Source organism: Amycolatopsis vancoresmycina (assembly GCF_000716785.1).
GTDB classification, from domain to species: domain Bacteria; phylum Actinomycetota; class Actinomycetes; order Mycobacteriales; family Pseudonocardiaceae; genus Amycolatopsis; species Amycolatopsis vancoresmycina.
The window spans coordinates 424,672-450,195 of record NZ_JNYY01000005.1; the positions used below are offsets into that span (position 1 = coordinate 424,672).

Sequence of the window (25,524 nt, forward strand, 5' to 3'; positions counted from 1 at the left end):
TCAGCTGATGAAGTCGCCGATCGACGCGGCCAGGCTCTCGGCGTCCACGCCCAGCAGCCGGTCGTGCTCCTCGGCCGTGCCGTAGACGCGGGCCTCGCGGTCGCGCCAGGTGCCGAACGACCGCAGCCGGTGCGGGACGTCGGCGAGGGCCTCGCCCACCTCGAACGCCGAGGTGCCGCGCAGGTACGGCTCGACCAGCACCACGTCCGGCCGGGCCCCGGCCACGGCGTCGCGCAGGCCGGCGTGGTCGAACGGGCGGATCGTCGACGTGTACAGCACGGTGACGTCCAGCGTCTCGGTCGCCGCGAGCACCTGGTCCAGCACCGGGCCCACCGCCAGCACCACGCCGCGGCTGCCCCGCCGGAGCACGGTGAAGCCGTCGGACACCGGCACGGCCTCGCTGTTGGCGCGCTCGGACAGCCGGACGTAGACCCGCCCGTCGCCGGCGATGGCCTGGCGCAGCAGCGGGGCGACCTCGTCCTCGTGGCCCGGCACGTGCACGGTCCAGCCCGGCAGGGTGTCGAGCAGCGCCACGTCGCCGGGGGCCTGGTGGGTGCGACCCCACGACGGGTCGTCGTAGGAGGCGCCGACGCTGACCAGCACCGCGCCGACGTCCTGGTGGCCGAGGCCGATCTTGATCTGCTCGAACGGCCGCTCGATCAGGAACGGCCCGTAGGTGTGCACCATCGGCCGCATCCCGGCCAGCGCGAACCCGCCGGCGATGTCGATCATCGCCTGCTCCCGGATGCCGAGGTTGACCACCCGGTCCGGGTGCTCCTTCTTGGCTTCCCAGAAGAACCACGACGAGATGTCCGCGGTCAGCACGACCAGCCGGGGGTCCGCGTCGAGCGACTCGACCACGGTCTCGGCCCAGACGGTCCGCATCTGCTTCCTGGTCAGCTGGGCGGTCATGCCGCGCCCCCTTCCGCGAACGGGAGGATCTCCGCCACGACGACCTGCGGCCGCCCGTCGGGCTCCCTGGTGAGTGCCTCGTACAGGGCGTCGTGGTCACGGCCGTTCACCGTGGACGCCCGCCAGTCCTCGCCGGCGAAGCGGGCGGCGATCCCGCCCGGCCAGCCGAGGCTCGCCGTCTTGTTGTCGATGACGATCGCGGTGAGGCGGTCCAGCCCGAGGCGGCCGGCGATCGCCATCGTCTCGTGGTTGCTGCCTTCGTCGAACTCGCCGTCGCCCAGCAGCACGAACACGCGGGCGTCGTAGTGCCCCTGCGCGCGCAGCGCGAGGGCGGTGCCGACGCCGAGCGGGAGGCCGTGGCCGAGCGAACCGGCGCTGATCTCGACGCCGGGCGCCAGGTTGCGGTCCGGGTGCATGCCGAGCGGCGAGCCGAACGTCCGCCAGGTGTCCAGGGTTTCCGGTTCGATGAAGCCCTTCGCGGCGAGCATCGTGTAGTAGGCCATCGGCCCGTGGCCCTTGGACAGGTAGAACCGGTCCCGGCCGGGGTCGTCGATGTTCTCCGGCGACACGTTCAGCACGCGGTCGTAGAGCACCCAGAGGACGTCCAGCGTGGATGTCGCGGCCGCCAGGTGCTTGTCGTCCCCGGTCAACCTGGCGAACAGGCCTTTTATCGTCTCTTCTGTCGTCAGCATTCGCGCTTCCTCGGTCGCAGCGGGCACGAGTCTTCCGCAGGCTAGGTCGCACGCCGGGGCCCGGACATCCCCCGACCTGATAGCACCGGACCTCCAGAGTCCACAAAGGACACTATGAGCACTGTCAGGTTGGGGGATGTTCGACCGGCCGCCGCTTTCCTACGCTCCGAACGTCCGCCACCAGGAAAGGGGAGGTCCATGACCGCCACTGCCGGGCCGAAGGCCGAACCGGTCGACCTGTTGTCGCCGGAGGTCGTCGCCGACCCGTTCGGCTGGTACGCGCGGTTGCGCGAAGAACCCTTGGCCGGGCACGGGACGCTGAACCTCGGCACCATGATGGGCGGGCCGGACATGTGGCTGGCCACCCGCTACGACGACGTGCTGCAGGTGCTCACCGACCCGCGGTTCCTCACGAACCCGCCGGCGGACTCGCCGATGGCGGACATCCGCGACGGCATCTTCAAGCGGATGAACTTCCCCGAAGACCTCATCCCGTGGATGGCCAACAAGCTCAACTCCGCCGACGGCGAGGAGCACACGCGGCTGCGCAAGCTGGTCTCGTACCTGCTGACCGCGCGCCGCGTCAACGCGCTGCGGTCCCGCGTCGAGAAGATCACCGAGGACCTGATCGACAAGATGGTCGCGCAGAGCGCCGACGGGTCGCCGGTCGACCTGGTCGAGGAGTTCTGCTTCCCGCTGCCGGTCACGGTGATCTGCGAGCTCGTCGGCATCGACGAGGAGGACCGCGCCGCCTGGCACGCCTGGGGCAACGCGATGGCGACCATGGACGCCCCCAACATCCCGCCCGCGCTGCGCAAGTGCATCGCCCTCTCGCGGGAGCTGATGGCCCGCCGTCGCGTCGAACCGAAGGACGACCTGGTCACCGCGCTCGTGCAGGCGCAGGCCGAAGACCCCTCGCGCGTCTCCGACGACGAGATCGTCGGCATCCTGTTCAGCCTGGTCACCGCCGGGCACCAGACGACGACGTACCTGATCGGCAACTCCGTGCTCTTCCTGCTCGAACACCCCGAGCAGCTGGCGCGGCTGAAGGCCGACCCGTCGCTGTGGGCGCAGGCGGTGCGCGAGCTGCAGCGGCTGGGGCCGCTGCAGTTCACGCAGGTGCGGTTCCCGTCGGAGGACATCGAGCTGGGCGGCGTCACGATCCCGCGGGGCGCGCCGGTGGCGCCGCTGCTGCTGGCGGCCAACACCGACCCGCGCAAGTTCCCGGAGCCGGACAAGCTGATCGTCGACCGGCTGACCGTCGCCAACGAGATGCACCTGTCCTTCGGCAAGGGCATCCACCGCTGCCTGGGCCAGCACCTGGCCTACCAGGAAGCGGAGGTGGCGCTGCACGCGCTGTTCACCCGGTTCCCGAACCTGTCGCTGGCCGTGCCGCGGGACGAGCTCCCGTGGATCCTGCGGCCCGCGTTCACCCGGACCAAGACCCTCCCCCTGAACCTCGCCTGACCGCGAAAGGCCGCTCGTGCTCCGACCAGACGCCGAGAAGTGGTTGCGCCGTTTCGAGCGGGCCCCGGATGCCCGGGTCCGCCTGGTGTGCCTGCCGCACGCCGGCGGCTCGGCCAGCTTCTTCTTCCCGCTGGCCAAGGCCCTCGCGCCCGCGGTGGAGGTGCTGGCGGTCCAGTACCCGGGGCGCCAGGACCGGCGCCACGAACCGCCCGTCGACAGCATCGGCGGGCTGGCGGAGCGGATCCTCGCCGTGCTGCGCCCGTTCGACGACCGGCCGCTGGCGCTGTTCGGGCACAGCATGGGCGCGCTCATCGGCTACGAAATCGCCCTGCGGATGTCCGATGCCGGGCTGCCTGCGCCGGTGCACCTTTTCGCGTCCGGCCGCCGGGCCCCGTCGCGCTACCGCGACGACGACCTTCGCGGGGTGTCGGACGAGCGGCTCGTGGCCGAGCTGCGGAAGCTGGGCGGTTCCGACGCGGCCATGCTGGCCGACCCCGAGCTGCTGGCGATGATCCTGCCCGCCATCCGCAGCGACTACCGGGCGGTGGAGAAGTACCGGAACGAGCCGGGACGGCGGCTGGCCTGCCCGGTCACGGCGTTCACCGGCGACCGCGATCCGCGGGTGTCCGTCGACGAGGCCCGCGCCTGGGCGGAGCACACGACCGGGCCCGCCGACCTGCACGTCCTGCCGGGCGGCCACTTCTTCCTCGTCGACCAGGCCGCCCCGATGATCGCGACGATGACCGAAAAACTGGCCGGCGCCGCACTGAGCCGGCCGTGACCGCTCTGGAGGAACCCGTGACGCGAGCTGGTGTCCGGCGGGCGTTGGCGCCCAGCGAACGGATCCACGCCGTCAAGGAGGCGTACATCGGTTACACCGTGCGCGCGACCGGCCGGCTGGACCCCGAAGCGCTGACCACCGCGTTCGAAGCGGTGTACCGCGCCTACCCGCACCTCGCGGCCCGGGTGGAAGCCGGCGAAGACGGCGTCGTGCTCACCGAGTCGGACTCGCGGCCGGAGATCCGGTTCGCCGACGGCGATCCCGGCCGGCCGCTGGACGGGCTGGATCTCGACCAGAGCCGGGCGTTGAGCGCGCTCAACGTCGTCCGCGACGGCGACGAAGCCAGTGTCTGCCTGGCGCTTCAGCACAGCGTCGGGGACGCGCACCACGCCACCGCGATCCTCTCGACACTCTGGTCGTGCTACACCGACATCGTCGAAGGCGTGTCCTTCGACCTGCCCCGGCAGCCGTACCCGCGGTCGCTGGAGGACCTGCTGGCCGAGCGGGGCATCCACGCCGACGGTCCCCCGCCCGCCGGGCCGCCGCCGGCGGTGTCCCCCGCGGACCCGGTCGTCCGGCACGTCGTCCAGCACCGCCTGAGCGAGGCCGAAACGGCGGCGCTGGCCGACCTCGGCCACCGCGAAAAGGTGACGATCAACGGTCTGGTGTCCGGCGCGATCCTGCTCGCCGAGGCCGAACTCCGGGACATGCCGCTGACCGACCTGGTCTACCGGTACTCGGTGAACCTCCGCAGCCGGCTGACGCCCCCGGTCGGCGCGACCGAGGGCACGAACGTGCTCGGCGGGGTCGGGTTCAAGGTGTCCGACGGGATGGCGCCCGACGCCGTGGTGATCGGCCGCGCGATCGGCGACCAGCTGCGGGCCGGGCTGGCCGACGGGTCCGTGCAGCGCAGCATCCTGGACATGTTCTCGCGGCCGGCCGCCGCGAAGCCGTGGGACCCGAAGCTCGCGCTCGCCGTGGTCAGCATCATGAACTGGGGGGTGGCGCCGCCGATGCGCACCCCGGCCGGCCTGCGGCTGACCAACCTGCACTCCGCGTCCCGGATGCGCGAGACCCTCGCCCTCGGCGGCTACGTCATGAGCACGTTCGGCGGCCGGGTCGGGATCGACCTGGTGTGGCCCGAGGGCGATCCGTCGCTGCCGGACCGCGTCGCCTGCGTCCGCGAGCGGGTGAACCACGTGCTCCGGAACGAGCTCCCGTGACGGACGCGGACGTCGTCATCGTCGGCAACGGCCCGATCGGCGCGACCCTGTCGGTGCTGCTGGCGCAGCGCGGCCGCCGGGTGACGGTGCTCGAACGCCGTCCGCGGCCGTACAAGCTGCCCCGGGCGACCAGCTTCGACGGCGAAACCGCCCGGCTGCTGGCCGCCACCGGCATCGGCGGCGACCTCGGCGCGATCACCGCGCCGGCCAACGGCTACCAGTGGCAGACCGCCGACGGCCGGACGCTGCTGGACATCGCCTTCTCGACCACCGGCCGGTACGGCTGGCCGGACGCGAACACGATGCACCAGCCCGCCCTCGAGGAGCTGCTCGCGGCCCGGGCGAAGGCCCTCCCCGGGATCACGGTCCTGCGCGGGCACGAGGTGGTGGCCATCGCCGACGGCGAATCGCACGTCGAGGTGACCGCCGTCGACGAGGACGAGGTACCGCGGACGATCTCGGCCCGGTGGGTGGTGGGTTGCGACGGCGCCAACAGCTTCGTCCGCGAGCACCTCGACGTGCCGGTGACCGACCTGGGCTTCTCGTACGAATGGCTGCTTTGCGATGTCCGGCTGAACGAGCCGCGCGAGTTCGTGCCGACGAACGTCCAGATCTGCGACCCGGCCCGGCCGACGACGCTCGTCGGCAGCGGACCGGGCCGCCGTCGCTGGGAGTTCATGCGGCTGCCCGGAGAAAGCGCGGCGGAGCTGAACAAGGACGAGACGGCGTGGCGGCTGATGGCGCCGTTCGGCGTCACCCCGGAAACGGCGACGCTGCTGCGCAGCACGACGTACATCTTCCAGGCGCGGTGGGCCGACCGGTGGCGGGTGGGGCACGTCCTGCTCGCCGGCGACGCGGCGCACCTGATGCCGCCGTTCGCGGGCCAGGGCATGTGCTCCGGCATCCGCGACGTCACGAACCTGGCGTGGAAGCTGGACCTGGTGCTCGGCGGCCTGGCCGATGAGTCCATTGTGGACTCGTATGGCGAGGAACGCCGGGAGGCGGCGAAGGAAGCGATCCTGGCGTCGGTCCAGCTGGGCCGGGTGATCTGCGTGACGGACCCGGCGGCGGCCGCCGAGCGGGACGAAACGGTGCTGGCGAACCGCCGCGGGAAGCCGGCGGGCCGTCCCGAACCGGCTTCGCCGCTGACGGGCGGGCTGCTGCACGAAAGCCCGGGAGCGGGGGTGGTGGTGCCGCACGGGCCGGGCGTCGGACCGGGTTTCGTGCTGATCACCACCGAGGAGCACGACTCGTCGTTCCTCGCCTCGCTCGGTACCCAGGTAGTGCAGCCTGACGACGTGCTCCGGCCGTTCTTGGCGCGGTACGGGGCGACTTCGGTGCTGGTGCGGCCGGACTACCACGTTTTCGGGACCGCGAGCGGGCCGCAGGGGCTCGAGGACCTGGTGAACGAGCTTCGGAACCTGCTGCAGGCCCCGGTTCCCGCGCGTTAGGCGTATTCGCCGAGCCGGGGTGGCGGCCGGTGCTCCGGCTCGTACCCGGCGATCCGGACCGGGCTGCCGACCAGCCGGAAGTCCCCCGCGTGCACGATCGCCTCCGGGGTCGCGGCCAGCGCCTCGGGCAGCGTCCGCACCGCCGACGCCGGGACGCCGAGCGGACGCAGCCGGGCTTCCCACGATTTCGCCGTGTCGGTCGCGAGGACGCCGGACACCACTTCCAGGACCTCGTCCCGCCGGGCGACGCGCTCGGCCATCGTCTCGAAGCCGTCGATGCCCGCCTCCGCGGCGAACGACTTCCAGAACCCGTCGTGCGTGACGAACAGCGCCAGGTGGCCCTCGGCCGTGGCGAAGAGCTGGGCGGGCACGTAGAACGAGTGCGCGCCGGACGGCAGGCGGCGCGGCTCGGTGCCCTCGTTGAGGTAGGCCGAGGCGCGGTAGTTGAGCTGGGACAGCATGACGTCCCGCAGCGTCACCTCGACCTGGCCGCCGCGGCCGGACACGATCTGGGCGAGCAGGCCGAGCGCGGCGGCCAGCCCGGCGGAGTTGTCGGCCGCCGAATAGCCCGGCAGGGTCGGCGGCCCGGCGGGGTCGCCGGTGAGCGCGGCGACCCCGGTCGCCGCCTGGACCACGTAGTCGAAGGCGGGCTCGTCGCCGGCGTCCAGGCCGTAGCCGGTGATCGCGACGCAGACGATCCGCTCGTTCCACCGCCGCAGCGACTCGTAGGTGAGGCCGAGCCGGTGGATCACCGACGGCTTCAGGTTGACCAGCAGGGCGTGCGACCCGGCGACCAGCTCGCCGAGGCGACGGCGGCCGTCCGCGGTGGTGAGGTCGAGGCAGAGGCTGCGCTTGTTCCGGTTGATGCTGGCGAAGTAGGCGTCGCTCACCTGCCGCGACAGGTCCCCGGACGGCGGCTCGATCTTGATGACCTCGGCGCCCAGGTCGGCGAGGAGCATCGTGGCGTACGGGCCCGCGAGGATGTGCCCGGCTTCGAGCACGCGGATGCCCGCGAGCGGGCCGCCGGTCACCGCGGGCTCGCCGTCAGCTTGCCGATCTCGGCCACCAGCACGTCCAGCGCCGTCCCGGTCGGGAAGACCGCGGCCGCGCCCGCCGCCTCCAGTTTGGGCACGTCCGACGGCGGGATCGTGCCGCCGACGATCACCGCGATGTCCCCGGCGCCGGCGGCCCGCAGCGCGTCGACCGTGCGGGTGGTCAGGGACAGGTGCGCGCCGGAGAGGATGCTCAAGCCCACCACGGCGACGTCCTCCTGCAGCGCCATCGTCACGATCTCCTCGATCCGCTTGCGGATCCCGGTGAAGATCACCTCGAACCCGGCGTCCCGCAGCGTGCGGGCGACGATCTTCGCGCCGCGGTCGTGGCCGTCCAGGCCTGGCTTGGCGATCAGCACCCGGGCCGGCATCAGAACACCACCGGCTGCCGGAACTCGCCCCAGACCTTCTTGAGCTCGGCGACGATCTCGCCGACCGTGCAGTAGGCGTTGGCGCAGTCGATCAGCGGTCCCATCAGGTTCCCGTCGCCTTCCGCGGTCTTCGCCAGCGCGGCGAGGGTCGCGCGCACGGCCGTGCCGTCCCGCTCCGCCTTCACCCGCGCCAGGCGCTTCAGCTGCAGTTCCCGGCCTTCGGCGTCGAGTTCGTACATCGAGATCTCGGGCGGTTCTTCGGCCGACATGAACCGGTTGACCCCGACCACCGGGCGCTCGCCCGCCTCGACGTCCCGGTGCAGCCGGTAGGCCTCGTCGGCGATCAGGCCCTGGAGGTAGCCGTCCTCGATGGCCTGGACCATGCCGCCGTGCGCGTCGAGGTCCGCCATGATTTCGATGACGCGTTCCTCGGTGGCGTCGGTGAGCGCCTCGACGAAGTAGGAGCCGCCGAGCGGGTCCACGACCCGGGCCACGCCGGTCTCGTGCGCGAGGATCTGCTGCGTCCGCAGGGCGAGCGTCGCGGACTCCTCGCTGGGCAGCGCGAACGGCTCGTCCCAGGCGGCGGTGAACATCGACTGGACACCGCCGAGCACGGACGCCATGGCCTCGTAGGCGACGCGGACCGCGTTGTTGCGCGCTTGCGGCGCGTACAGCGAGGCGCCACCGGCGACGCAGCCGAACCGGAACATCGCGGCCTTGTCCGTCTTGGCGCCGTACCGCTCGCGGACGATCGTCGCCCAGCGCCGCCGTCCGGCCCGGTACTTGGCGATCTCCTCGAAGAAGTCGCCGTGGGTGTAGAAGAAGAAGGAGATCTGCGGGGCGAACTCGTCGATCGTCATCCGGCCGCGGGCCAGCACGGTGTCGCAGTAGGTGACACCGTCGGCGAGGGTGAAGGCCAGCTCCTGGACCGCGGTCGCCCCGGCGTCCCGGAAGTGCGCGCCGGCCACGGAAATGGCGTTGAACTTCGGCACCTCGGCCGCGCAGAACTCGATGGTGTCGGCGATCAGCCGCAGCGACGGCTCCGGCGGCCAGATCCAGGTGCCGCGGGAGGCGTACTCCTTGAGGATGTCGTTCTGGATGGTGCCGGTGAGCTTTTCCCGCGAGACCCCGGCCCGTTCGGCGGCGGCGACGTAGAAGGCCAGCAGGATGGCGGCGGTGCCGTTGATGGTGAAGCTGGTGCTGATCCGGTCCAAGGGGATGCCCGCGAACAGGATCTCGGCGTCGGCGAGCGTGTCGACGGCCACCCCGACCCGGCCGACCTCCTCGCTCACCTCCGGATCGTCGGAGTCGTACCCGCACTGCGTGGGCAGGTCGAGGGCGACGGACAGGCCGGTGCCGCCCTGGTCCAGCAGGTAGCGGTACCGGCGGTTCGACTCCTCGGCCGTGCCGAACCCGGAGTACTGCCGGAAGGTCCACAGCTTCTTGCGGTAGCCGGTGGCGAAGTTCCCGCGGGTGAACGGGAACGCGCCGGGATCGGGCGGATCGGCCTGCCGGTCCGCCGGCCCGTAGACCGCCCGCACCGGGATGCCGGACGGGGTGCGCATGCTGTCGCTCATCGATCACCACGCTAGGGAAAACGGACCGGCAGCCCCATACCAATCGTTGGTAGTTCCGGCTGAACGCCGTCAGGCTTCGGACGCCGCCGGGCTCGCCGTGAACTGCGCCGCGTGCAACCGCGCATACGCCCCGCCCGCCTCGATCAGCTCCGCGTGGCTGCCCTGCTCCACGATGCTGCCCGCCTCCATCACCAGGATGACGTCCGCGTCGCGGATCGTGGACAGGCGGTGGGCGATCACGAAGCTCGTCCGGCCCTCGCGCAACGCCGCCAGGCCCTGCTGGACCAGCATCTCCGTGCGGGTGTCCACCGCGCTCGTCGCCTCGTCGAGCACCAGGATCGCCGGCTCGACCAGGAACGCGCGGGCGATCGTGATCAGCTGGCGCTCCCCCGCCGACAGGCCGTCGGCCTCCGAGTCGAGGACCGTGTCGTAGCCCTCGGGCAACGTCCGGATCAGGTGGTCCGCGTGCACCGCCGTCGCCGCCGCCACGACTTCCTCGCGGGTGGCGGCCGGGCGGCCGTAGGCGATGTTGTCGGCGATCGTGCCGCCGTAGAGCCAGGTGTCCTGCAGCACCATGCCGATCCGGCGGCGGAGGTCGTCGCGGGTCATGTCGGTGATGTCCACTCCGTCGACCGCGATCGTGCCCGCGTCCGTGTCGTAGAACCGCAGCAGCAGGTTGACCAGCGTCGTCTTGCCCGCTCCGGTGGGCCCGACGATCGCCACCGTCTGTCCTGGTTGGACGGTCAGGGACAGGTCGTCGATCAGCGGGCGGTCCGGGACGTAGCGGAACGAGACGTCGGTGAACACGACCCGGCCGGTGATGGTGGCCGGCCGCTGGGGGTGCTCCGGGTCGGGCCGCTGGGGGTCGGCGTCGTGCAGCTCGAACACGCGCTCGGCCGAGGCGAGCGCCGACTGGATCGGGCCGATCAGCGACGCGATCAGCGAGATCGGCTGGTTGAACCGCAGGACGTACTGGATGAACGCCTGCAGCGAGCCGATCGTCAGCGCCCCGCCCGCGACGCGCACCCCGCCGACCACCGCGATCAGCACGAACCCGACGTTGCCGAGGAAGGTCAGTGCCGGCGCGACCAGCCCGGCGCGGAACTGCGCCCCGGCAGCCGCCGTGCGCACGTCGTCGTTGTACGCGGTGAACTTCTCCCGCGCCTGTCCCCAGCGCCCGAACGCGGTGACCAGGTCGTGCCCGGTGTAGACGTCCTCCAGGTGGCCGCCGAGGGCGCCGGTGGCCTTCCACTGCTGCGCGAACTGCGGTTTGGCGCGGCGGGCGAGCGCCTTGGCGGCCCACACCGTCACCGGGAGCACGACCAGCGCGACCACGGTCAGCAGCAGCGAGATGCGGAGCATCATCACCAGCGACCCGATGAACAGGAACACCGACGTCAGCAGCAGGCTGGCCGTCTGCTGCACCGACTGCGACACGTTGTCGATGTCGTTCGTGGTGCGGGACAGCAGGTCGCCGCGGGACTGCGTGTCGAAATAGGACAGCGGCAGCCGCGACAGCGTCACGTTGGTGCGTTCGCGCAGCCGGAACGCCATCCGCTGCACGACGGTCGCGGTCAGCCGGCCCTGGGCGACGGTGCTCGTCCCGGACAGCACGGCCAGCACGGCGGCCCACAGCAGGAACCGGTTGACCGCGGCGAAATCGACGCCGCCGCCACGGATGCCGTCCACGATGGCGTCGGTGGCGTCGCCGAGCAGGGACGGGATGATCACCAGGGTGGCGTTGCTGACGATGGCCAGCAGGGCCATGGCGCTGATCCGCGCCCAGTCCGGGCGCATCGTGCCGAGCAGCCGCAGTGCGGTGCCGCGGCCGGCCGCCGGTTTTGCGGTGGTCATCAGGCCGCCTCCCCGACGGTGAGCTGCGAGTCGACGATCTGCGCGTAGGTGGCGCTGGTGGCCAGCAGTTCCTCGTGGGTGCCGGTGGCCTCGACCCGGCCGGCTTCGAGCACCACGATCGTCTCCGCTGCGCGGATGGTGGACACGCGCTGGGCGACGATCACCTGGGTGGCGTCCCCGATCTCGCGGGCCAGCGCGCTGCGCACCGCCACCTCGGTCGCGTTGTCCAGTGCGGAAAACGCGTCGTCGAACAGGTAGACCCGCGGCCGGGCCAGCAGCACCCTGGCGATCGCCAGCCGCTGCCGCTGCCCGCCGGACACCGTGCTGCCGCCCTGCCCGATCACCGTGTCGAGCCCCTCGGGCATGGCCCGGACGAACTCGGCGGCCTGCGCGACCTCCAGCGCGTGCCACAGCTGCGCTTCGTCGGCGGCCGGGTTGCCGTAGCGCAGGTTGTCCGCGACCGTCCCGGCGAACAGGTAGGCCCGCTGCGGCACCAACCCGACCAATTCGGACAGATCGCGCCTGGCCACCTCGCGGACGTCGGCGCCGTCGATGCGCACCGCACCCTCGTCGACTTCGAGCAGCCGGGCCATCACGTTGATCAGGGTCGTCTTGCCGCTGCCGGTCGAGCCGATGATCGCGGTGGTCCGGCCGGGCCGGGCGGCCAGGCTCACCCCGCGCAGGACCGGCACCTCGGCGCCCGGGTAGCCGAACGTGACGCCGTCGAGTTCCAGGTCCCCGCGCCAGTGCTCGACGGTGACCGGCGTGGCCGGCTCGGCGATGCTCGGCTCGGTGACCAGCACCTCGGTGATCCGGCCGGCACTCACCTTCGCCCGCGGCGCCATCATGAAGACGCTCAGCCCCTGCGTCACCGCGCCCAGCGTCAGCGTCAGGTAGGTCAGGAACGCGATCAGCGAACCCAGCTGCAGGCCGCCTTCGACGACCCGGTGGCCGCCGATCGCCAGCACCGCGACCGCGGCCACGTTGGAGATGAACAGCGAAGTCGCACCGAAGAACGCCTGCACCCGGCCCAGCCGGATGCCCACGCCCATCAGGTCGGTGTTCGCCTCGGCGAACCGGAGCCGCTCGTTCTCGTCGCGGACGAACGCCCGGATCACCCGGATGCCGGTGATCTGCTCGCGCATCACGCGGTTGACCGCGTCCACGAACCGCTGCAGCAGCCGGGACGCCGGCACCATCTGCCGGATGAGCAGGCCGATCGTCAGCGCGCCGACCGGCACCGCCACCAGCAGGACCAGTGAGGACGGTGCGTCCTGCCGCACGGCCAGCACGATCCCGCCGATCCCGACGAACGGCGCGGTCAGCAGCATCGCCAGCGTGGTGTAGAGGATCAGCTGCACCTGCTGGACGTCGTTGGTGCTGCGGGTCAGCAGCGACGAGGGACCGAACCGGGCCATTTCCCGCGCGGAAAAGCCCGACACGCGGTCGAACAGCGCGGTCCGCAGGTCCGCCCCGAGTCCCATCGCGACCCGCGCGCCCAGGAACACCGCGCCGCCCGCGCAGGCGATCTGCGCCAGCGTGGCGGCCAGCATGATCCCGCCGTGCCCGAGGATGTAGCCGGTGTTGCCGGTCAGCACGCCGTAGTCCACGACGTCGGCGTTGAGCGTCGGCAAGTACAGCAACGCCACGGCCTGCGCGATCTGCAGCACGACGATGGTGGTCAGCTGGCGGCGGTAGCGGCCCAGCCGCGGTTTCAGGAGGGCCAGCAACGAAGACGGCGGCGACGCCGGTTCGGCGGGTGCGGTCATGGCGCCACCCTAGCCAGGTTCACGGCGGTGTATTCCGCCCCCGTGTACAGCAAGGCCGGGAACAGAGCCGTCGGCACGAAAAGCCCTCCAGTCAGCGTGCGATGCAACGCGCCCCGCCAGGATTTCGGACGCCGCGGCGCGGGGCCACTACCAACATGAGTAGTTCCGCGGCCCGGACCCCTATTACCCTGGCAAACCGGGCATCCGGTGGCTGATGATGCCCGCGTGAACGATGCTTATCCGTTGGATGATGTGGACGGTGAGCCCGACGAGTCCGTCGGCCGCCGCACGTTCCTCACCTCCGCCATGCTCGGTTCGGCGGGTCTGGTGGTGGGCGTGAACATGTTCGGCCCGAGCCTGTTCGGCTCGGGCGCACCCGAAGCGGCGGCGGCCCCTCCGGCCCAGCCGCTCGGGCCTGGGGCCCCGAATTTCGGCTTGACCAAGTTCCTCGACCCGCTGCGGATCCCGCCGGTGCTGCGGCCGCAGCAGGACCTGATCACCGTGCGGATGACGAACGCGCGGGTGAAACTGCATTCCCAGCTGCCCGAAACGGCACTGTGGACCTTCGAAGGGTCGTTTCCCGGCCCGACCATCGAGGTGCGAAGCGGCAAACGCACGCGCGTCGCGTGGAGCAACGAACTGACCGGCAAAATTCCCCTGGTGGCGGCGCGCGTGCCGTTCGCGAAACCGTCACCCGCCTACACACCCGGCTACCGCAATCCGGACGGCAGCCTGCCGTCGGGCGTTTCCCTCTACGACGGCGTCGCCGACATCCCGCCGTGGAACGTGGTCCACCTGCACGGCGCGGTGACGGCCGCCCACAACGACGGCTGGGCGCACAACGGCGTGCCGACCGGGGACGCGCAGCTGACCGAGTACCCGAACCGCCAGGCGGCGACTTCGCTCTGGTACCACGACCACGCGATGGCCGTCACGCGGTTCACCGTCTACTCCGGCCTGGCGGGCATGTACCTGATCCGCGACGCCGAAGAGGACGCGGCCGGGCTGCCGCGGGGCGAGCGGGAGATCCCGCTGATCATCAGCGACCGCAACCTCGACACCGACCCGGCCACCGGCGCGCTCACCGGCCAGCTGCTGTACAAGCTGCCGTACGTCCCGGCGTCCGGCACGACGGCTCCGGTCACCGGCCCCTTCCAGCTGGTGAACGGCGTCATCTGGCCGCACCTCGACGTGACCGGGGACCTGTACCGCTTCCGGGTGCTCAACGCGGCCAACTCGCGGTTCTTCCGCCTCGACCTGATCGACGAGGCGGGCGTCCTGCACAACGACGCGATCAAGATCGCGGGCACCGACGCGGGTCTGCTGCCCGCGCCGGTCGCGATGCCGGCGGGCGGCCTGACCATCAGCCCGGCCGAACGCGTCGACCTGCTCGTCGACTTCAGCAAGTTCCCGGGCCAGCGCCTGCGGCTGTCCAACACCGGCAGCGTCGGCGAACCGGACATCATGGAGTTCCGGGTCGCGTCCCGGGCCCGGGCGGTCGTGGTGCCCCCGAAGCTGTCGAAGTCCTACGTGCGGCTCGCGCCGGGCACCACGGTCCCGGCGGACCACGACGAGGTCTACGTGGCGCTGCTGCCGGGGACCGTGGCCGGGGAACCGGACCCGACGATGTGGGAGCTGCGGGAGATCACCGACCCGGCCGAGCTGCCGGCGGTGTTCCCGGCGACCGGGATCATCCAGCTCACCGACCCGGCCACCGGGAACGTGCGGTCGTTCAAGAAGGTCGCCGGCCTGTTCGACGACACGCGGACGATCTTCATCAACCGCGGCCGGTGGGCGGTGTGGCACTTCCTGCAGCTGGGCGGGTCGCCGCACCCGATGCACATCCACATGACGCGGCTGCAGCTGCTGTCGCGGACGACGTGGACCGACCTGACGGCGTTCAACGTCCCGGTGGGCGGCACCTCACGGCCGCTGCCGGCGCCGAACGCGGGGCCGGCGATCGAGAAGTGGGAAGAGGGCTGGAAGGACACCTTCCAGGCGCGGCAGGGCGAGTGGATCACCGTGGCCGGCCAGTTCGACGGCGCCAGCGGCGAGTTCATGTACCACTGCCACATCCTCGAGCACGAGGACATGGGCATGATGCGCCCGTTCGTCGTCCACCCGCCGGAGATCGCCCGGTTCCACATGCACCCGCACATCGATGTCCACAGTGGACAGCCGATGACGGGGCACAGCGGCCACTGACGGCCTGACCCTCGTGAGTGGTAAGGCGAGTTAGAACCCGCCTTACCACTCACGAGCCCCGGCCACATGTCAGAGGGGGATGTTGCCGTGCTTGCGCGGGAGCCGCAGCTCTCGCTTGCCCCGGAGGCTCTTCAGCGCGGTGGCGACGTACTCGCGGGTCTGCGACGGCTCGATGACGGCGTCGACGTACCCGTGCTCGGCCGCCAGGTACGGCGTCAGCAGGGTTTCCTCGTACTCCTTGGCCAGCTTGGCGCGCAGCGCCTCCACGTCGGCGGACTGGCGGGCCGCCTCGGCGATCGTCTTGCGGTACAGCACGTCGGTCGCGTTGCTCGCGCCCATGACCGCGATCTGCGCGGTGGGCCAGGCGAAGTTCAGGTCGGCCCCGAGGTGCTTGGACCCCATGACGTCGTACGCGCCGCCGTACGCCTTGCGGATCACCACGGTGACCAGTGGGATCGACGCTTCGGCGTAGGCGTAGATGAGCTTCGCGCCCCGCCGGATGATGCCGTTCCACTCCTGCTCGGTGCCGGGCAGGAAGCCGGGGACGTCGACGAAGGTGACCACCGGGACGTTGAACGCGTCGCAGGTGCGCACGAACCGGGCGGCCTTTTCGGACGCGTTGATGTCGAGGCAGCCGGCCAGCTGCAGCGGCTGGTTGGCCACGATCCCGACGCTCTGCCCCTCGATCCGGGCGAAGCCGACGATGACGTTCGGCGCGTACAGCTCCTGCACCTCGTCGAGCTCGCCCTCGTCGACCACCGCGCGCAGGACTTCCCGCATGTCGTAGGGCTGCGTCGCCAGGTTCGGGACCAGGGTGTCGAGGTCGGCGGCGCCGGCGGACACCCGGCCGGGCGCGAACGTGGGCGGGTCGGCGAGGTTGTTGGACGGCAGGTACGACAGCAGCTGCTGGACGTACCCGATCGCGTCCTCGTCGCTCGACCCGAGGTAGTGCGCGTTGCCCGACCGGGTGTTGTTGGTCAGGCCGCCGCTCAGCTCCTCCATGCCCACCTGCTCCCCGGTCGCGCCGCGGATGACGTCCGGACCGGTGAGGAACATGTGCGAGTTGCCGTCGACCATCACGACGAAGTCGGTCAGCGCGGGCGAGTAGCACGCACCGCCCGCGCAGGACCCGAGGATGAGCGAAATCTGCGGGACGATGCCCGACGTGCGGACGTTGCGGCGGAAGATCTCGCCGTAGATCGCCTGCGCGACCACGCCTTCCTGCAACCGGCCGCCTGCCCCGTCGTTGATGCCGACGATCGGCCGCCCGGTCTTCACCGCCAGGTCCATCACCTTGACGATCTTGCTGCCGTGCGCCTCGCCCAGCGAGCCGCCGAACACGCTGGCGTCCTGGCTGTACACGCAGACCGGCCGGCCGTCCACCTCGCCGTACCCGGTGACGACGCCGTCGCCGAGCGGGCGGTTGTGCTCCAGGCCGAAGTTGGTCGAGCGGTGCCGGACGAAACTGTCGAGCTCCACGAACGTACCGGGGTCGAGCAGCAGGTCGATGCGTTCCCGCGCGGTCAGCCGGCCGCGGGGGTGCTGGCGTTCGGCCGCGCGGACGGAGCCGTGCGCCACGACTTCTTCGGTGCGGCGGCGCAGTTCCTTGAGCCGGTCGGCGGTGGTGGTCGGCGCGGCGAAGCCGGCGCCCGGTCCGGATTCCATGGTGACTCCTCAGGTCGGTGCGCGTGCCGACGGGCCCCCCAAAGGTCGCGAATGACTCATTCGGGACGCCGGACGTCCCGAATGAGTCATTCGCGACACCGCGGGTTCAGGACGACGGCTTGCCCAGCAGCACCGGGAGGTCCTTGGTCCGGGTGAACCCGGGCCGCAGGATCCACGGGACCTCGTCGCGCGGCACCGCCAGCGACAGGTCGGGGAACCGGGTGAACAGGCCGCGCAGCGCCACCTCCGCCTCCAGGTAGGCGACGTGCTGGCCCAGGCACCGGTGGATGCCCTTGCCGAAGCCGAGGTGGCTCTCGCTGCCGACGCTCAGCCGGTCGACGATCAGCTTCTCCGGCTCGGGGAACTTCCGCGGGTCGCTGTTCGCGCCCATGATCATCGGCACGACCGGCATCCCGCGCGGGATCAGCACCCCGCCCAGCTCGATGTCTTCGGTGCCGAACCGCGGCTGCCCGAACTGGATCGGGCCGAGGCGCTGCAGCTCGCGCACGGCCTGCGCCCACATCGACGGGTCGGCCTTGAGCCGCGCGAGCTGGTCGGAGTGCTCCAGCAGGGCGAGCACCGAGTTGCCGATCAGGTACGTCGTCGTCTGGTGCCCGGCGGTGACCAGGCTGAACAGGATCCCGACCAGCTCGTCGTCGGTGACGATCTCCGGGTTGTTCGTCTGCGCCTGGACGAGCGCGGTGACCAGGTCGTCCTTCGGCTCGGCCCGGCGGCGCGCGATGAGCGAGCGGGCGCCGGCGAGGGCCGCGCGCACCGCGCCCGGGAGCGTCTTGCCGTCGAGCGTCGCCATCGCGTCGCTCCAGGTCTTCCAGATCGGCCGGTCCTCGACGTCGACGCCGACCAGCTCGCAGATCACCTGGATCGGCAGCGGGTAGCAGTACGCCTGGACGAGGTCGATCGGCGAACCGTCCTTGGTCGCCTCGACCAGGTCGTCGAGCAGCTTCGCGGCGATTTCCTCGACGCGGGGCCGGAACTTGCTCACCCGGTGGTTGGTGAGCGCGTAGGAGACCAGCTTGCGCAGCCGGGCGTGGTCGTCGCCGTCGGAGGCGTTGATGAGGTTCTTCAGCCAGGGGATGAGCTCCTCCGGCATTTCCAGGTGCTGGAACACGCCGTTGCGGATGTCCTCGATGTCCGCGTCCTCGGGCGGGTTGGTGAGGAACCGCGGATCGGTGAGGACGCTCTTCACGTGCTCGTAGCGGGCGGCCAGGAACATCGGCGGCCCGCCCATGAACCCGCCGATCTGCAGGGTCGGTGCCTCCCGCACCTTGGCGTGCGCACCCCACGGGTCGGCGATCACGTCGGGGGCGAACAGATCCACCTTTTCGGCCGAAGTCTCGGCGGTGCTGGTCATGAACCTCTCCTCGAGTCGGAATGCGGGCGATTCGCCGGCCCGGGGCCGGAACGCGCCGAGGCCCGTTTTCGAACATAGGGAGACGGCCCCCGGCGAACATCCCCCAACCTGATAGGCCCGGCGACGGCTTGCCCCGGCGGTCGTGAGTGAGAAACAGTGTTCTAACACTGTTTCTCACTCACGACCGGGGCTAGCGAAGGATGACCGGCAGCGACTGCAGGCCGGTGAAATCGGGCGACGGCTGGGAAACCGGCGGCCGTTCCGGGTCGGTGCGCAGTTCCGGGTAGCGGTCGAACAGGATGTTCTGCGCGATCCGGCCTTCCAGCCGGCTCAACGGCGTCCCCAGGCAGAAGTGCACGCCGTGGCCCCACGAAAGGTGCAGCTTGTAGTCGCGGGTCGGGTCGAAGCTGTGCGGGTCGGCGAAAATGCGTTCCTCGCGGTTGGCCGCACCGATCCACACCGAAACCAGCCGGTCCTTCGGGATCTTGTGCCCGCTGAGTTCCGTGTCCACCATGGTCGCGCGGATGATGCGCTGGAACGGCGGGTACATCCGCAGCGACTCCTCGATCGCGCCCGGCACCAGCTCGCGGTCCTCGCGGATCCGCTTGGCCTGCACCGGGTTGATGTCCAGCGCCAGCACGGTGTTGGCGAGCATCGACGCGGTCGTCACGTGCCCGGCGATCAGCAGCAGGTTGGCGAAGTTGACCACCTGGGCGTCGGTCAGCCGGTCGCCGTCCACCTCGGCCTGGACCAGCGCGGTGAGCAGGTCCTCGCGCGGGGTGCGACGGCGTTCGGCGGTGTGCTCGGCCAGGTACGCCCGCAGCTGCTGGATGTCGGCGACCCGCTGCTCCATCGCGGCCGCCACGTCCTCCAGCGCGTCCTTGTCGCTGTTGAGGTGCTTGGTCATCAGCTGCTTGAACCAGACCCGGTCCGACCCGGGCACGCCGAGCATCTCGGCGATCACGATCACCGGCAGCGGATACGCGAGCGCCTCCACCAGGTCCATCCGGTCGCCGTCTTCGGCTTCGTCGAGCAGCTCGTGGGTCAGCGACTCGATGCGCCCGTCCAGGTTGTCGATCATCCGCGGGGTGAAGCCGCGGTTGACGATGCTGCGGAGCTGGGTGTGCTCCGGCGGGTCGAGCCGGACCATGTTGCCGTCGGTCAGTTCCGTCGCGAACTTGAACTTGGTCGGCATCAGGCGCTGGGAATTGCTGGAGAACGTCGCCGGATCCATCATGACCGCCAGCGCGTCGTCGTACCCGTACACGTGGTGGATCCGCGTTTCCTCGTCGTACCGGACCTTCGCGGGCGGCACTTCCCCGCGCATCCAGACGTGCTGCTCGTGTGTCTCGAACACCGGTCTCCCTAGGTTTGCGCGGTTCTGCTCGGCCAGTCAGTTACTTACCGGGAGCACGGGTGACGGCGGAATCCCTCAGGCTGGTCGTTCGCTCTCCGCAACCGGGTTCCGCTATCAGAACGGGGGATGTCCGGCCGGCGGCCGCCGCCCTAGCCTACGGACGAATCCGGGACGACTCATGCGGCCGACAGCGGCTTGTTCCCACGGTCGAAGGAAAAGAGGGCGCGCGCCGATGTCCACTGCCGGGCTGCTGACCACGACCGACGACGACCTGCTGCGCCGGTTCACCGAGTCGGCCAACACGCACGACCGCGTGGTGGTGCCGACCCCGGCGTTCCACGAGTGGTTCGCCGAACGCCAGGCGGCCAACAGCTACCAGGTCACCCAGGTCCCGTTCGAGGAGCTGGCCGGCTGGCGGTTCCAGCCCGGCAGCGGCAACCTCGTCCACGACAGCGGCCGGTTCTTCGCGGTCGAAGGCCTCGCGGTGCACACCGACCACGGCGAGCACGCGCACTGGACCCAGCCGATCATCCGGCAGCCGGAGACCGGCATCCTCGGCATCCTCGTCAAGGAGTTCAACGGCGTCCTGCACTGCCTGATGCAGGCCAAGATGGAGCCGGGCAACGTCAACCTGACCCAGCTCTCCCCCACCCTGCAGGCGACCCGCAGCAACTACACCCGGGTGCACAAGGGCAAGCCCATCCCATACCTGGAGTACTTCACGGCGCCCTGGCGCGGCCGGGTGCTGGTCGACGTGCTGCAGTCCGAGCAGGGCGCGTGGTTCCTGCACAAGCGCAACCGCAACATGGTCATCGAGGTCACCGACGACATCCCGGTGCTCGAGGACTTCTGCTGGCTGACCCTGGCGCAGCTGCACGAGCTGCTGCACGTGGACAACCTGGTCAACATGGACTCGCGGACGGTGCTCTCGGGCATCCCGTTCGCCGCGCCGGTCGACCGGCCGTCGATCCTCGACGAGGACTCGTTCCGCGGCGCGCTCCTGCGGTCGCTAGCCGAGCGCAAGGGCGCGCTGCACGAACTGCCGTCGGTGCTGAGCTGGTTCACCGAGGCCAAGACCAAGCACACCCTCGACCAGCAGCGGATCCCGCTCAACCAGGTGGACGGCTGGTACTCCACGGACAAGCACATCAGCCACGACAAGGGCCGGTTCTTCTCGGTGATCGGCGTCGACGTCCAGGCGAGCAACCGCGAGGTGGCGCACTGGACGCAGCCGATGCTGGCGCCGGTCGGCCGCGGGCTGCTGGCCTTCCTGGCCAAGCGGATCGGGGGCGTGCTGCACGTCCTCGTCCAGGCCCGCACCCAGGCCGGCACGTTCGACGTCATCGAGATGGCCCCGACCGTGCACTGCACGCCGGAGAACTACGAGGGCGCGGAGCCGCCGCGGTACCTGCGGCAGGTGCTGGACGCCCCGCCCGAAGCGATCAAGCACGACGTCGTGCACTCGGAGGAGGGCGGGCGCTTCCACCACGCGGAGAACCGCTACGTGGTCGCCGAGGTGGGCGACGACTTCCCGGTCGAGGTGCCGCCGGACTTCATCTGGATGACCGCGCAGCAGGCCACGAACCTGGTGCGGTACAGCAACTACTTCAACGTCGAAGCGCGCAGCCTGCTGACGGGCCTGCACACGCTGTGGTGAACAGCCACCGTCCACTCAGGACGGATCGGAGCCAGGAGGACACTTGAAGGTCATCGTGCTCGCCGGGATCACCCCGTCGACGTTCTTCGCCCACGTTTCGCTCGCCACGGCCCTGCGCGACGCGGGGCACCAGGTGATGGTGACCGCGGCCGCCGACGACGTCGTCCCGGCGATCGCCGCGGCCGGGCTGCCCGCGGTGCCGGTCATGCAGCCGAACCTGACCCGGGAACAGATCCGCGCCGAACACGGGCTGGCGGAGGTGCCGGCCGACGCCGTCGAGCGCGAGCACTGGGCGGGCCGGCTGTTCGCGGTGATCGAAACCCTGCCGATGGACAGCCTGGTGGAATTCGGCGAGAGCTGGCGCCCGGATGTCGTCATCGGCGGCATGCTGGCCTACGGCGCGCCGCTGCTGGCCGCCCGGCTCGGCGTCCCGTACGTGCGGCAGGCGTGGGACATCCACGACCCGAAGCTGTTCGACGCCGGGGCGACCGCCCAGCTGCAGAAGGAACTGGCGGACCTGGGCCTGGCCGCGCTGCCCGAGCCCGACCTGCTGGTCGAGGTCATGCCGCCGAGCCTGCGGGAGCCGGGGTCGAAGCACGGGCAGATGATGCGGTGGATCGCGGGCAACTCGCAGTGCCGCCTGGAACCGTGGATGTACACCAAGGGCGCGGACACCCGGGTCGGCATCACGGTCGGGACCGGCGTCGCCGACTACCACCAGTACGACTTCGTCCAGGGCATCGTCAAGAACGTCACCACGCTCGACGTGGAGGCGGCGGTGGCGGTGCCCGAGGAGGCCGTCCCCACGCTGCGGGAGCGGCTGGACGACAAGAACGTCGAGGTGGGCTGGATCCCGCTCGACATCCTCGCCCCCACCTGTGACGTCCTGGTGCACCAGAGCGGCGGCAGCACGATGATGACGGCGCTGAGCTTCGGCGTGCCGCAGGTGCTGCTGCCCGACGCCGGGCAGTTCCGCCAGATGGACATGGCCCGCCGGCTCGTCGAAGCGGGCGCGGCGGTGATGCTCACGCACGAGCAGGCCACCACCGAGGCGATTGCCGAAAAGTGCCAGCAGATCATCTCGGATCCCCGCTACGCTGCGGCCGCGGCCGGGCTGGCCCGGGAAATCGCCGCGCTGCCCCTGCCGTCCGAAGTGGTCCGGCGCATCGAATGGCTCGTCCACGCACACAACTGAGCGGAAGAATCGGAAGAGGAGGACGATGCTGTCCAAAGTTCTGCGGGTCGCGATCGCCGCGGCGGTGGTGACGGCGGTCGCGGTGCCGGCCCAGGCCAGCGCGCGCGAAGACGGGGTTTCCCTGGCCGGCAAGAAGGTCGTGCTGGTCAACGACGACGGCGTGCAGGCCGCGAAGGCCAACGGATCCGACGGGCGCGGGATCTACGTGCTCCGCCAGGCCCTGTGCCAGGCCGGAGCCGACGTCGCCGTCGTCGGGCCGTGGGGGCAGCAGAGCGGGAAGAGCCGGGCGGTGTCGGGCGCGCCCTTCGTCGCCGTGGCCCCGCCACTGGCGGTGCCCGCCGAGTTCGCCGCCGACTGCGCGAACGCGCCCGGCCACGGGCTGGTGCTGGGCGCGTGCCAGGCGACGAGCCCGTGTGCGGCGGACAGCCCGTCGGTGACCCCGGCGGATTCGGTCGACATCGCCCTGACCGGCGTGCTTCCGCAGCGCCTCGGCTGGACGAACGGCCCGGACCTGGTCGTCTCGGGCATCAACTCGGGGCCCAACACGGACATCGCGGTCAACGGCTCCGGCACGATCGGCGCGGCCACGGTCGCGGTCGAGCGCGGGGTGCCCGCGGTGGCGGTCAGCGCCGGCACGCAGGTCTCGCCCCCGCCGTCGAACGACACGTACAAGGCCGCGGCGGACGTCGTGGTCCGGCTGCTCGCTTCGCCGCGGACGTGGACGTTCGTGAAGGACATGGCTTTGGTGAACGTGAACCAGCCGGACGTCCAGCCCGGCGCGGGTCCGTCGCCGGTGCGCTGGACTTCGGTGGGCCGCGTGGTGCAGGGGCGGATCGCGTACACGCCGACGGGCGACGGGACCTACCAGGTCGGGTACAACGCGGTGACGCCGCCGCCGGTGCTCGAGCCGGGTAGTGACACGAAGGCGTTGCTGGACGGGTATGTGAGTGTTTCGGCGGTGGATGTGAACCGGACGTTCACGGGATCGCTGACCCGGCACCGCTGAGGGTTTACGCCGAAAAGGGGCGCGCCGCGAGCGGCGCGCCCCTTTTCGTTGCTCGGTAGGCTATTCGCCCCACTTGGCGTAGATCACCGGCTGCTCGCGGTGCGGCAGCTGCCGCAGCTTCAGGTTCTCCAGCCCCAGCGTCTCCCGCAGCGCCTTGGTGACGCCCGGCCAGCGCGGGTGCCCCAGCTCGTCGAACGCCAGGATGCTGCCCTTCGTCAGGTGCGGGCGGATCGCCTCGAAGACGTCACGCGTCGGCTCGTACAGGTCGAGGTCGAAGAACGCCATGCCGATCACCGTCTCGGGGTTCTCCGCCAGGTACTGCGGCACCGTCTCCCGGACGTCACCCTGCACCACGAACGTGCGCTGGACGTGCGACACCGGGTCGCCCGCCTCGTGCGCCGCCAGGACCTCGCGCAGGTGGTCCACCTCGTCCTCGGGCACCGCGAACCGGCCGACCGCCGCGCTCGGGCTGACCTCGTCGATCTCGTTCAGGTCCGGGAAACCGGTGAACGTGTCGAACCCGATGATGCGGCGGAAGGAGTTGTACGGCTCGTGGATGCCGCGCAGGGCCGCCAGGGTGGCCAGGTGGCGGCCGTGCAGGACGCCGAACTCCATGATCACGCCGGGGAGGTCGACCAGCTCGCGGTAGAGCGCGTCCATCGTCAGCAGGTCCGCCAGCTGGTGGCGCCGCAGGTACACCGGGAGGTTGTCGATCAGGTACACCGGCGGCATCGGCGTCTCGGTCAGCAGCTTCGTGAGCCGCTCCCGGACCTCCTTCTCCACCGGCGACTCGTGCGGGAGGATTCCCGGGTTCTTGTGTTGCGACATCAGCTTTCCTCTCAGGTGTCAGGTCGACATCCAGGCTTGCGGCGCGGGCCCGCCCCGCCCGGCCGGGGGGAACAGGGCGTCGAGCCGGGCGGTCTCCGCCTCGGACAGGGGCGCGCCCAGTGCGCCGATCGCGCCGTCGATGTGGTCTTCCGTGCGGGGGCCGATGACCGCCCCGGTGACGCCGGGCCGGCCCAGCACCCACGCGAGCCCGACGTCGGCCGGTTCGCGGCCGATCTCGCGGCAGAACCGTTCGTATTCGGCGATGGTGTCGCGCCACTCCTCCAGCGCCGGCACCGCACGGCCCTGCGCGGACTTCACCGCGGTGCCCTCGGCCAGCTTCCGGAGGACGCCGCTGAGCAGGCCGCCGTGCAGCGGGGACCAGGCGAACACCGCGATCCCGTACGCCTGCGCCGCGGGCAGCACCTCCAGCTCCGGGAACCGGGTCACCAGGTTGTACCCGCACTGTTCGGCCACCACGCCGAGGAAGTGGCGGTGCCGGGCCGTTTCCTGGGCCGCCGCGAGGTTCCAGCCGGCGAAGTTGGACGAGCCGGCGTACCGGACCTTGCCCTGGCCGACGAGCTGCTCCATCGCCTGCCACACCTCGTCCCAGCTGCTCGTGTGGTCGGCGAGGTGCATCTGGTACAGGTCGATCCAGTCGGTGCCCAGCCGCCGCAGCGACGCCTCGCACGCGGCGACGATGTGCCGCGCGGACAGGCCGCGTTCGTTGGGGCCGGGGCCCATTTCGTTGCCGACCTTGGTGGCCAGGACGACGTCGTCGCGCCGCGACGGGCTCGCCGCCAGCCACCGCCCGATGACCTCTTCGGTGTATCCTTTGTAGACACGCCAGCCGTACATGTTCGCGGTGTCCACGAAGTTGATGCCCTGGGCCAGCGCGTGGTCCATCAGGCGGTGGGACTCCAGCTCCTCGACCCGGCCGCCGAAGTTCACCGTGCCCAGCGCGAGCCGGCTGACGCGCAGCCCGGTCCGGCCCAGCTGCGTGTAGAACCGGTCGGGCTCGGCCGGCGTGCCGAGCCGGTCCAGGAGGGTTTCACGAGGCTTGGCTTCGACGGCGAATGTCATGAAGGGTTCC

At 70.9% G+C, this 25,524-nt stretch carries 20 protein-coding genes; 8 read left to right on the top strand and 12 right to left on the bottom strand.

Going from position 1 to position 25,524, the window contains the following annotated elements; all coding sequences use genetic code 11:
* Both OO60_RS14040 and OO60_RS14045 read right to left on the bottom strand, forming a co-directional pair.
* Positions 1-912: a transketolase family protein gene (locus OO60_RS14040; protein ID WP_003071776.1), complete on the bottom strand. Its 912-nt coding sequence runs from the start codon at positions 910-912 to the stop codon at positions 1-3.
* The gene (locus tag OO60_RS14045; RefSeq protein ID WP_003071778.1) at positions 909-1,604 is read right to left on the bottom strand and encodes a thiamine pyrophosphate-dependent enzyme; all 696 of its coding nucleotides are present in this window, start codon (positions 1,602-1,604) and stop codon (positions 909-911) included. The genes OO60_RS14040 and OO60_RS14045 overlap by 4 nt, the downstream gene beginning before the upstream one ends.
* A gap of 198 nt (positions 1,605-1,802) precedes the next feature.
* On the opposite strand from OO60_RS14045, the gene OO60_RS14050 reads away from it, so the two are divergent.
* Genes OO60_RS14050 through mhpA form a run of 4 tightly spaced genes read left to right on the top strand, consistent with a single transcriptional unit; the run spans position 1,803 to position 6,526 of the window.
* The gene (locus OO60_RS14050) at positions 1,803-3,071 is read left to right on the top strand and encodes a cytochrome P450 family protein (RefSeq protein ID WP_003071780.1); all 1,269 of its coding nucleotides are present in this window, start codon (positions 1,803-1,805) and stop codon (positions 3,069-3,071) included.
* Between the two features lie 43 nt (positions 3,072-3,114).
* Positions 3,115-3,852 (top strand): thioesterase II family protein, encoded by a 738-nt coding sequence (locus OO60_RS14055; RefSeq protein ID WP_003071782.1) that lies wholly within the window; start codon positions 3,115-3,117, stop codon positions 3,850-3,852.
* Positions 3,853-3,869: 17 nt separating this feature from the next.
* Complete coding sequence (locus OO60_RS14060; protein WP_033261516.1) at positions 3,870-5,075, top strand: phthiocerol/phthiodiolone dimycocerosyl transferase family protein; 1,206 nt, start codon at positions 3,870-3,872, stop codon at positions 5,073-5,075.
* On the top strand, positions 5,072-6,526 hold the full coding sequence (gene mhpA / locus OO60_RS14065; protein ID WP_003071786.1) for a bifunctional 3-(3-hydroxy-phenyl)propionate/3-hydroxycinnamic acid hydroxylase MhpA: 1,455 nt from the start codon (positions 5,072-5,074) through the stop codon (positions 6,524-6,526). Before OO60_RS14060 ends, mhpA begins: the two co-directional genes overlap by 4 nt.
* Here mhpA and OO60_RS14070 read toward each other — a convergent pair.
* The 5 genes from OO60_RS14070 to OO60_RS14090 all read right to left on the bottom strand — a co-directional run bounded on the left by OO60_RS14070 (position 6,523) and on the right by OO60_RS14090 (position 13,149).
* Entirely contained in the window at positions 6,523-7,557 is a 1,035-nt protein-coding gene (locus OO60_RS14070) for a CaiB/BaiF CoA transferase family protein (protein ID WP_003071788.1), read from the bottom strand. The genes mhpA and OO60_RS14070 overlap by 4 nt on opposite strands.
* Positions 7,554-7,949, bottom strand: a complete 396-nt coding sequence (locus tag OO60_RS14075; RefSeq protein ID WP_003071791.1) for a cobalamin B12-binding domain-containing protein — start codon at positions 7,947-7,949, stop codon at positions 7,554-7,556. The genes OO60_RS14070 and OO60_RS14075 overlap by 4 nt, the downstream gene beginning before the upstream one ends.
* Positions 7,949-9,526: a methylmalonyl-CoA mutase family protein gene (locus OO60_RS14080; RefSeq protein WP_033261449.1), complete on the bottom strand. Its 1,578-nt coding sequence runs from the start codon at positions 9,524-9,526 to the stop codon at positions 7,949-7,951. Before OO60_RS14080 ends, OO60_RS14075 begins: the two co-directional genes overlap by 1 nt.
* A gap of 69 nt (positions 9,527-9,595) precedes the next feature.
* Positions 9,596-11,380 (bottom strand): ABC transporter ATP-binding protein, encoded by a 1,785-nt coding sequence (locus OO60_RS14085; protein WP_003071800.1) that lies wholly within the window; start codon positions 11,378-11,380, stop codon positions 9,596-9,598.
* Positions 11,380-13,149, bottom strand: coding sequence for an ABC transporter ATP-binding protein (locus OO60_RS14090; protein WP_051767685.1), 1,770 nt, complete (start codon positions 13,147-13,149; stop codon positions 11,380-11,382). Before OO60_RS14090 ends, OO60_RS14085 begins: the two co-directional genes overlap by 1 nt.
* Before the next feature lie 225 nt (positions 13,150-13,374).
* Between OO60_RS14090 and OO60_RS14095 the strand changes: the two genes are divergently transcribed.
* Positions 13,375-15,354, top strand: a complete 1,980-nt coding sequence (locus OO60_RS14095; protein ID WP_244885523.1) for a multicopper oxidase family protein — start codon at positions 13,375-13,377, stop codon at positions 15,352-15,354.
* Positions 15,355-15,423: 69 nt separating this feature from the next.
* Here OO60_RS14095 and OO60_RS14100 read toward each other — a convergent pair whose 3' ends face one another.
* From OO60_RS14100 to OO60_RS14110, 3 genes are all read right to left on the bottom strand, one after another.
* On the bottom strand, positions 15,424-17,019 hold the full coding sequence (locus OO60_RS14100) for an acyl-CoA carboxylase subunit beta (protein ID WP_004562633.1): 1,596 nt from the start codon (positions 17,017-17,019) through the stop codon (positions 15,424-15,426).
* A gap of 106 nt (positions 17,020-17,125) precedes the next feature.
* A complete protein-coding gene (locus OO60_RS14105; protein ID WP_004562634.1) occupies positions 17,126-18,391 on the bottom strand; it encodes a cytochrome P450 family protein in 1,266 nt (421 codons plus the stop codon).
* Between the two features lie 190 nt (positions 18,392-18,581).
* Positions 18,582-19,748, bottom strand: a complete 1,167-nt coding sequence (locus OO60_RS14110) for a cytochrome P450 (protein WP_004562636.1) — start codon at positions 19,746-19,748, stop codon at positions 18,582-18,584.
* 232 nt (positions 19,749-19,980) lie between these two features.
* On the opposite strand from OO60_RS14110, the gene OO60_RS14115 reads away from it, so the two are divergent.
* The 3 genes from OO60_RS14115 to surE are packed head-to-tail and all read left to right on the top strand — an operon-like array spanning position 19,981 to position 23,606.
* Complete coding sequence (locus OO60_RS14115) at positions 19,981-21,405, top strand: NDP-hexose 2,3-dehydratase family protein (RefSeq protein ID WP_004562638.1); 1,425 nt, start codon at positions 19,981-19,983, stop codon at positions 21,403-21,405.
* A 43-nt stretch (positions 21,406-21,448) separates the two neighbouring features.
* Complete coding sequence (locus tag OO60_RS14120) at positions 21,449-22,600, top strand: glycosyltransferase (RefSeq protein WP_004562640.1); 1,152 nt, start codon at positions 21,449-21,451, stop codon at positions 22,598-22,600.
* Between the two features lie 25 nt (positions 22,601-22,625).
* Entirely contained in the window at positions 22,626-23,606 is a 981-nt protein-coding gene (gene surE, locus OO60_RS14125) for a 5'/3'-nucleotidase SurE (RefSeq protein ID WP_004562641.1), read from the top strand.
* A 60-nt stretch (positions 23,607-23,666) separates the two neighbouring features.
* On the opposite strand, the gene OO60_RS14130 is transcribed toward surE, so the two are convergent.
* Together OO60_RS14130 and OO60_RS14135 are read right to left on the bottom strand one after the other, a co-directional pair.
* Positions 23,667-24,434 carry a class I SAM-dependent methyltransferase gene (locus tag OO60_RS14130; RefSeq protein WP_004562642.1) on the bottom strand — a complete coding sequence of 256 codons (768 nt, stop codon included), beginning with the start codon at positions 24,432-24,434 and terminating at the stop codon, positions 23,667-23,669.
* Positions 24,435-24,452: 18 nt separating this feature from the next.
* Positions 24,453-25,514, bottom strand: a complete 1,062-nt coding sequence (locus tag OO60_RS14135) for an aldo/keto reductase (RefSeq protein WP_004562643.1) — start codon at positions 25,512-25,514, stop codon at positions 24,453-24,455.
* Positions 25,515-25,524: the final 10 nt, after the last annotated feature.

What these genes read in the sequence shown, in the direction of transcription:
- surE (WP_004562641.1), top strand. Translation starts at nt 22,626, where the DNA reads ATGCTGTCCAAAGTTCTGCGGGTCGCGATCGCCGCGGCGGTGGTGACG.
- OO60_RS14050 (WP_003071780.1), top strand. Translation starts at nt 1,803, where the DNA reads ATGACCGCCACTGCCGGGCCGAAGGCCGAACCGGTCGACCTGTTGTCG.
- OO60_RS14100 (WP_004562633.1), bottom strand. Translation starts at nt 17,019, where the DNA reads ATGGAATCCGGACCGGGCGCCGGCTTCGCCGCGCCGACCACCACCGCC.
- OO60_RS14045 (WP_003071778.1), bottom strand. Translation starts at nt 1,604, where the DNA reads ATGCTGACGACAGAAGAGACGATAAAAGGCCTGTTCGCCAGGTTGACC.
- OO60_RS14040 (WP_003071776.1), bottom strand. Translation starts at nt 912, where the DNA reads ATGACCGCCCAGCTGACCAGGAAGCAGATGCGGACCGTCTGGGCCGAG.
- OO60_RS14130 (WP_004562642.1), bottom strand. Translation starts at nt 24,434, where the DNA reads ATGTCGCAACACAAGAACCCGGGAATCCTCCCGCACGAGTCGCCGGTG.
- OO60_RS14080 (WP_033261449.1), bottom strand. Translation starts at nt 9,526, where the DNA reads ATGAGCGACAGCATGCGCACCCCGTCCGGCATCCCGGTGCGGGCGGTC.
- OO60_RS14115 (WP_004562638.1), top strand. Translation starts at nt 19,981, where the DNA reads ATGTCCACTGCCGGGCTGCTGACCACGACCGACGACGACCTGCTGCGC.
- OO60_RS14105 (WP_004562634.1), bottom strand. Translation starts at nt 18,391, where the DNA reads ATGACCAGCACCGCCGAGACTTCGGCCGAAAAGGTGGATCTGTTCGCC.
- OO60_RS14085 (WP_003071800.1), bottom strand. Translation starts at nt 11,380, where the DNA reads ATGACCACCGCAAAACCGGCGGCCGGCCGCGGCACCGCACTGCGGCTG.
- OO60_RS14090 (WP_051767685.1), bottom strand. Translation starts at nt 13,149, where the DNA reads ATGACCGCACCCGCCGAACCGGCGTCGCCGCCGTCTTCGTTGCTGGCC.
- OO60_RS14135 (WP_004562643.1), bottom strand. Translation starts at nt 25,514, where the DNA reads ATGACATTCGCCGTCGAAGCCAAGCCTCGTGAAACCCTCCTGGACCGG.
- OO60_RS14075 (WP_003071791.1), bottom strand. Translation starts at nt 7,949, where the DNA reads ATGCCGGCCCGGGTGCTGATCGCCAAGCCAGGCCTGGACGGCCACGAC.